The organism is Chitinophagaceae bacterium (assembly GCA_007695095.1).
In the GTDB taxonomy this organism is placed as follows: Bacteria; Bacteroidota; Bacteroidia; order Chitinophagales; family REEL01; genus REEL01.
Genome location: REEL01000163.1, coordinates 1 through 8,102, shown reverse-complemented (window position 1 = coordinate 8,102; position 8,102 = coordinate 1). Strand labels below are relative to the sequence as shown.

General features: G+C 38.7%; 6 protein-coding genes. 2 read left to right on the top strand and 4 right to left on the bottom strand.

Annotated elements, in window-relative coordinates:
- Positions 1–35: 35 nt before the first annotated feature.
- Positions 36–488 carry a hypothetical protein gene (locus tag EA412_13645; GenBank protein ID TVR76437.1) on the top strand — a complete coding sequence of 151 codons (453 nt, stop codon included), beginning with the start codon at positions 36–38 and terminating at the stop codon, positions 486–488.
- A 286-nt stretch (positions 489–774) separates the two neighbouring features.
- Here EA412_13645 and EA412_13640 read toward each other — a convergent pair whose 3' ends face one another.
- Complete coding sequence (locus EA412_13640; GenBank protein TVR76438.1) at positions 775–1,152, bottom strand: VOC family protein; 378 nt, start codon at positions 1,150–1,152, stop codon at positions 775–777.
- A 359-nt stretch (positions 1,153–1,511) separates the two neighbouring features.
- Between EA412_13640 and EA412_13635 the strand changes: the two genes are divergently transcribed.
- Entirely contained in the window at positions 1,512–4,391 is a 2,880-nt protein-coding gene (locus EA412_13635) for a T9SS C-terminal target domain-containing protein (GenBank protein ID TVR76436.1), read from the top strand.
- Positions 4,392–4,670: 279 nt separating this feature from the next.
- On the opposite strand, the gene EA412_13630 is transcribed toward EA412_13635, so the two are convergent.
- From EA412_13630 to EA412_13620, 3 genes are all read right to left on the bottom strand, one after another.
- The gene (locus tag EA412_13630) at positions 4,671–6,122 is read right to left on the bottom strand and encodes a catalase (GenBank protein ID TVR76435.1); all 1,452 of its coding nucleotides are present in this window, start codon (positions 6,120–6,122) and stop codon (positions 4,671–4,673) included.
- A 122-nt stretch (positions 6,123–6,244) separates the two neighbouring features.
- Positions 6,245–7,111: an RNA polymerase sigma factor RpoD/SigA gene (locus EA412_13625; protein TVR76434.1), complete on the bottom strand. Its 867-nt coding sequence runs from the start codon at positions 7,109–7,111 to the stop codon at positions 6,245–6,247.
- Between the two features lie 199 nt (positions 7,112–7,310).
- Positions 7,311–7,751: a hypothetical protein gene (locus tag EA412_13620; GenBank protein TVR76433.1), complete on the bottom strand. Its 441-nt coding sequence runs from the start codon at positions 7,749–7,751 to the stop codon at positions 7,311–7,313.
- Between the last annotated feature and the right edge of the window lie 351 nt (positions 7,752–8,102).

The following is an 8,102-nucleotide window of genomic DNA, read 5'->3' as shown; positions in this document are numbered from 1 at the left end:
ATTCACCATTTGTTGAATTGGGCGATTACATTGTCATGCCAAACCATATTCATGGTATTTTGATATTGGACAAACCGGATGGAATCAAAAAAAATAACAAAATCAATAGGGATTCCAATGTCGTTGGCATCGATAATGTACAGACGTTGCACGCAACGTCTCAACCATCAAAAAAAACACCACTATCTGTACAGACGTTGCAAGTACAGACGTTGCATGCAACGTCTCTACGTCCATCACCAACAATCACCCCCAAAAACAAACAAATGGCATCCATTTCACCTAAATCAAATTCGATTTCAACCATTATCAGATCATACAAATCTGCTGTAACCAAACACGCTAACCGTTTGGGCTTAGAACACGGCTGGCATTCACGCTTTCACGACCACATTATCCGGGACGATGCAGAATATCAACGCATTTCGGATTATATCATTAACAATCCTGCAAATTGGGGTGAGGACAAATTTAATACCGGTAAATAAAATCACTTACAGATCTTTCGGATTTGTATTTCGAAAATATAAATTCACAAAATTAAGTTCGGGTTTACAAATACCGAAGAGCGTCAAAATTTTCACTTGGATGGAGCAGGGGAGTAGTGAATAGCATATTTATGAAGTAATAATTAACTATATTTATTAATCTGGAATTCAGTTAAAAATAGTTTGTAAAATCATACAAAACCCGGCACAAGTCTGTGTTTTTAACTTGCGATATTTTGAGACTAGTGCTTTTTATGGAGATTTTTCTGCCTTTGTTTTTATTTCCTTACTTTATTGATTGAAACAATGCAATCCTGTTTCCTTCTGAATCTTCAAATTCTGCGACAAGTCCTATTCCGTTATCTGTTTTGGGATATAGAACTTTTCCACCGTTTGAAGTTGCTGATTGCAATGTTTTATCAATGTTTTCTGTCTTGAAGTAAATCACCACTCCGTCATTTGTTGGTTTGTAAACATCACCTTTTGCCAATGCACCCGAAATTCCCGATATTTCTTCAGTAAAAGGAAATAACGCCATTTCATAATGGTCAATAATTTCTTTTTCAAAGTCAAAGTTGAATACTTTTTTATAAAAATTCATTGCTCTGTCAATGTCGTTAACCGGGATTTCAAAATAAACGACCGGATTTGATTTTTTTGCCATAATTTTTTTCAGTTTACTTGATTTTGCTTTTGAATTTGCAGTATTCCGGCCTAAGTCCTTAGCATTGAAGCGATTGGGACTTTTACCATTAAAATAACCTCTTTGATTTATCAATATAAAAATATTAATGAGATCAAACTGTATTTTGAATTTATATTAAATACTTATATTGAAAAAATAAACTCTTTGCCAATTGCTAATTATTCAAAAGTTCAAGTCTGTCAATACATTTCTTGGGTAAAGACTTGTGATAAGGGTGAAGTGTAAAACTATTTTATCACTATCGTGTAACATGCGGAGGCATGCTACGAGGTTAGAATTGAGAAAATTAGTTATCTTAGACAATAAAATTAATCGAAATGGATAGTATATTGAAAATCAAACTACTGCTCAGTCTTATCCTAATAGCATTGTCAATGAGTCAAGTACAGGCACAAGGCACCTTGCGCACCTATTACAATATCAATGCCGATGGCTTTCGTCCCAGTGCAGTTCGTACTCCCGACAATGGCTTTGTTTTTGCAGGAACAGTAGGAACATTCAATAAAGATATATATGTCGTCAAGACCAATCTTTGGGGCGATGTACAATGGAGTTATCAATTGTCTAAACCTCAAAATGAACAACTTGTATCCTTACAATACAATCCCTTAGATACTACTATTTATGTATTGTACAATGATAACAACTTCGACGGAAGTATATTAAAACTCAGTATGCAAGGCCAATTCATTTGGGATAGAGCTTTGGATTTGGGCAATATGTCGGTAGGCACGGGCAGCACCAAGGCAAATTTGGTCATCAGCAGCGATAATCATCTCTTGCTAACAAGCTATAGTATCGATAGTACCAATACCTATCATCTTGGTATGGCCAAACTAGACAATGAAGCCGATACTCTTTGGACACGTTTCTATTCGGTGCCTAATCATAGCACTTTTGCACAAACTGTATTGGAAGTATCAGATGGAAATTATCTTTTGGTAGGCAATATCGACACTAGTTATGCGCAAGGTAACGGCAACGGAACAGAGGTCTATCTCATCAAGACCGATACCGCAGGCAATCCGCTCTGGACGGTCGTGCAACCTTCGAGCGTTATCGCCTCGGCTCAATCGGTTATCGAAACCACGAATGGTGATTTTATTATTTTGGGTTACGAAAATGTGGGGAACAACCGAAAAATGCTGGTGATGCGAGTCGATGCGCTGGGGCAACAACTTTGGCAATGGACAAGCACTGGCAATAACAGTGCCTACAATAATGCCCTTGATGCCTTGGAAAATGCCGATGGCAGCCTCACGATTACCGGATTTTGGAGTGCCGCGGCATCTCATTCGGTAGCCTTTACCAAATTCAGTGCGAGTGGGCAGCTCCTTTATCACAATGGCATAGGCAGCGGACAGGCGGTGGCTCATGGCAAATACATCTGGCATAATCCCAACAATGGCTATGCTATTTTTGGGGTAGATGGTCAAGGCCCCTTCTTGATGACCGTAGATTCTGTAGGCACGCTATTTACCAATCGCATCTTTAGTAGAATATTTTTGGACCAAAACGGCAATTGCAGCTACGATGCCGGCGAACCTCTTCTATCGAACAGCTTTGTTCATTTCCAGAAAAACAATGGCTTGCACGATGTTACCCTGGGTGGTGCAGGTACTTTTTTGATGGAGGCCGATACAGGTACTTATAGCGTTAGCGCACAAACCTTTACACCTTATTGGGCTTTTTGTCAAAACCCGCAAACTGTAGATTTTACAGGTTTCAACCAAACAGATACCGTCGATTTTCCAGTCACGGTGATAGATAGTTGTACTTATATGACCGTTTCGGTTTCTTCTCCTTTTCTGCGTCGCTGCTTTCCCTCGGATTATTGGGTGAGCTATCAAAACTTGGGGACAATTCCTGCCCAAAATGTTTATGTAGAGGTGACCCTTGACCCTTATATCAGCTTCGATAGCAGCTCTGTACCCCTTATTGCGCAAAATGGTAATACCTATAGTTTTGATATTGGCAATGTGGGGGTGTTCGGCAGTGGAATGTTTATCATTTATACCACCGTAGGCTGCGACCCCGATGTAAGCTTGGGGCAAATCCATTGTACAGAAGCTCGCATCTATCCCGATACTATCTGTATGCCTGCTTGGACAGGCCCGGTAGTAAGCACCTCGGCTACTTGTACCAATGATACGGTTACTTTTACTATCAGCAATAACGCTGCTGCGATGAGCCAACCCCATAATTTTGCTATCATGGAAGACCAAAACATTATTGTATTGAGCACCTTCCAATTGGGCAGCGGACAAAGTCAAGACCTGCAAGTGGCAGCACTCCCCGGCAAGACCTACCGCATAGAGGCCGACCAAGCTCCAAGTTTTCCTCCCTTGCTTGGGGCTGCTAGTCACAGCACCTTTATCCATGATTGTAATGGCCCTGCACAGTCATCAGGCGGACAGACACAGTTTTTTAATGGCAATAGCCACCCCGCTATTGATATAGACTGCCGTCCCAACCAAGGTGCTTATGACCCCAATGATAAACAGGCGCAACCTATAGGCTATGGCCCTCAACATTTTATCGAAAATAATATCCCGCTCAACTACCATATCCGTTTCCAAAATACAGGTACCGATACAGCTATCAATGTCTTTATTGTCGATAGCATATCGCCCTACTTGAGTATAGAAGATATTCAATTCGGCACTTCGAGCCATCCTTATACCTGGGAATTGAAGGCCGGAGGAGCCTTGGTGTTTTATTTCGATAATATCATGTTGCCCGATAGCAATGTCAATGAGCCGGCAAGCCACGGTTTTGTCAAATTTCAAATCAAACAAAAGGCGGGCAATCCCGATGGTACGGTTATCAACAATAGAGCTGATATTTATTTCGATTTCAACGAGCCGATACTAACCAATACCGTATTCCATACTATCGGCCACGATTTTGTCACGATTGAGCTGCTGAGTATCGACCAAAACCTAAAAGAGGAGGCCATTATCCGGATCTATCCCAACCCCTTTAGTGGACAAACTCAACTCAGTTTAGAGGGTATCGAATTTGAGGAACTCCACTTGGAAATTTTCGACATCAATGGCCGCCTACTTTTCATGCAAAATACTGTGAATGAAAATGTTATGACGATAAACGCTCAGGGCTTTTCTCCCGGCTTGTATTTATATCGCCTCTCTTCCGATGGGCAATTGCTCAATAGTGGTAAGTTGCAAGTGAAATAGTTGTTGTAAGATGGACTTATACCTCTAAACCCTTTGGACTTTATACCATAACTCGACTATATTGGGTAATGTTTTTTTTGGGGTACAAGTATGTTTCTCTACAAATGACTTGGTTAAAGACTTGCGCTAGGGGCAAGGTTTCAAAACTACTTTTTAACTTTCGTGTGAGTTGCGGATACTTAAGATGGAGGAGTTGCTTACGCTAATTAATTGATAATCAATTATGCAACTAACAACTCCAATATCATTAAAACTTCTCAAAAACCAAACCCACTTCTCCTACTTACTAAGTCGCTTGAGTGCCTCTAACACTCCGGCTGCGTATTCCGGGTCTGTGGATTCAAATAGTTTTAATTGCCTTTCAATAATTTCTTTTGAAACGCCCTGCATTGAACTGCTGATGTTGTTGAATAGCCGTTGCTTTTGAGCGGGATCAAATAATCTAAAGAGGTTCCCGGTTTGCCTAAAATCTCCATAGCTGTCATTTTCTTCATACCGCATGGCATTTCCGTCAACTTTTAATGGAGGTTCTTCAACGCTTGCATCTTCTAAAGCTCCGTTTTTTGAGTTGGGCTCATAGTATGCATCCTGAGATGGGTTGTTGTTGTCAAAAAAGCGCATAGGCCCGTCTTTGTGATAGTGATTCACCTCAGAAACCGCTCTGTTTGGAGGAAGTGCATTGTAATGTGTTCCTAAACGATATCTCTGTGCATCAGGATAGGAGAATATTCTTGCCTGAAGCATTTTGTCCGGCGAAAATCCAATGCCGGGAACAACATTTGAAGGCGAAAAAGCCGCATTTTCAATGGTTTGAAAGTGATTTTCCGGATTTTTATTTAATTCAAGTACTCCAACTTCTACCAGCGGATATTCTCCATGCGGCCACACTTTTGTCAGGTCAAAGGGATTGTAGTCCGTTGTTAGGGCATCCTCCTCCGGCATTATTTGCACTTTTAAGGTCCATCTCGGGAAATCACCTCTTTTAATTGCATTATACAGTTCTTCCTGATACTTTTCCCGCGTTTTTCCGATTAGTTTTTCAGCTTCTTCATTGGTATAAAATTTATGTCCCTGCTGAGTTATAAAGTGAAATTTTACCCAAAATCTTTCTCCGTTATGATTCCAGAATGAAAAAGTATGAGAGCCATAAGCATTCATATGCATTGGCGTTTGTGGCAAACCTCTGTCAGACATCAAAATGGTGAGCTGATGTAAACTCTCCGGAGATAGTGACCAAAAATCCCACATAGCTTCCGGTGAGCGCAGGTTTGTTTTAGGGTGGCGTTTTAGAGCCCTGATTAAATCAGGATATTTATAGCCGTCTCTTATGAAAAAAACAGGTGTATTATTACCAACCAAATCCCAATTCCCTTCTTCTGTATAGAATTTTACCGAAAATCCTTTTACATCTCTCTCCGCATCTGCTGCTCCGCTTTCTCCGCTTAAGCTTGAAAATCTTGTTAAGACAGGTGTTTTTTTACCTATTTCAGAAAACAAGGCAGCTCTGCTGTATTGACTGATGTCGTTCGTTACCGTAAAAACACCCTTAGCACCACAGCCTTTGGCGTAAGCAACTCTTTCCGGTATTCTTTCTCTGTTTTGATGCGCAAGCTTTTCAATCAGTTTATAATCCTGTAACAAAACGGGACCCCTGTTTCCTGCTGTAAGCGAACGTTGATTGTTAGAAACAGGATTTCCGGCAGTAGTAGTCAGCTTTTTCTTTTTAGTCATAATTATATTTTAAGACGAAATAGCCTTAAATATATAAAAAATATGTTTTAAAGAAAAAAACGCATGTCTTTCCTAACTTTTCACGTAAGTCAAAGTGAAATCAAAAAATGTGTTTGAAACAGTTACAGAAATTTTCTTAGCAACTCTCTTCCTTTTCTATTTGCCCGCATTTTTGAAACAGCCGAATTTTTTAATTGACGGATTCTTTCTTTGCTGAGTCCAATTTCTCCGGCTAAAATGTCCATGTGCTGAGGTTCTTTCATCCCGATTCCAAAGCTGCCTATCAAAATGGTAAATTCATTTTCATTTAAGGTTTTTTCCATGATTCGAATTAACTCCATTTGCAAAGATTCTCGATTTACTTCTATGTATGGAGTTGGAGAATTTTCATCTTCCATAGTTGAAACCATAGTTTCTTCTGCTTCATGGTTAACGGGCTTATCTACTGAAAGTACCTTTTGATTAAAGTGCAATATGTCTCTTACGTCACTTACGTTTATTTTGGAAATAACAGCTAATTCTTCCGGGCTTGGTTCTCTTTGAAATTCCTGGCTAAACTCCAAAAAGACTTTATTAATCAGCTTTACCATAGCAATTTTATTTACCGGCAGCCTGATCATTCTGGAATTTTCCTGAACAGCTTGTAAAATATTTTGACGAATCCACCAAACGGCATAAGAAATGAATTTAAAGCCTTTGGTTTGATCAAATCTGCGGGCAGCTTTTACTAATCCTATATTCCCTTCACTGATGAGGTCTTCCAGGGAAAAGCCAATGTGTTGATACTGCTTTGCTACGCTTACAACAAAACGTAAGTTGGCATTAACCAGTTTTTGCAGGGCAGCGGTATCGCCTAATTTAATTCTCTTTGCCAGTTCAACTTCTTCTTCCGGGCTGACCATAGGAAGTTTTGATACTTCTTGCAAGTAGAATTCAACAGACTTGCTTGAACGGTCTGTTATACTTTTTGAAATTTTAAGTTGTCTCATTAAATAATGCTTGGTTTAAAAAGATGTGTGTGTAAATCAGTAAAAATTACGATTCAATCACTACTTTGTTACAATAGTTCCTATAGCTTTGAACAAGCGTTTTATATTGACATTATTTACATACAATCCATACTAATCTTAAGTAATTGAGAGCCAATAAAATAAATCTTATATAATTTTAATCAAATTAAGGTATAAATTATCTGTTTTTTTTAAAAAACTTTCGATAAATAAATTTGCGATACCAAAAAGTCATAAAAAGAGGTATGTAGAGAATAACATCTACTAATTTACTTCCGGAGCTATAGTATATGTCATCAATAATGAGGGTTCTGTTTTTTCTTTCAACTATACGGTGCTCATGCTTCCATTTTTTTAAGAAAAATGGCAATACCCGGCCTTCATCTACAAAGCCGATTTCAAGACTATTGTTGTAACTCTTTGTTATCTCGCTGGTCCAATCCTGCCACTTACCTACAAAAACTCTTAAGGAAACAATATCTCCTTTTTTACATCCATCAAATTGCATTAATTGCATAGGTACAAGGGGTGGTTTTAGAGCCAGGAATAACTCTTCAGTAAATCCTTCAAAAACTTTCTCTTTTTTCAAGCCCACTCGTGTTACTATTATGATTCTCATAGATTTTAAACTTATATAGTGTATAGTAATTTACTAAAAAAAGCAATACGATGTATATTTCTCATTAAATTTTTAATAAACTAAAGTATGCAAACGTAAGAAAGGCATAAAGAGTTTAAGCTTTAAAAAAATATTTTCTTGTTTAGTGCAATGGGTCACCCACTTCTGATGAAACCAAATTTTTATTTCCAAGATTAATTTTGCACTCAGAATTTTTATTTCACCCTTTCAGGGTTTTGTTAAAGATTAGATTTATTGCTATAATAATATCAGCCCTTCGGGCTTATTTTGGAAGTTTACGGTTGCGGTTTAGAAGACGGGTTATGGATAGACAAACTCTAAGTCTGAAGC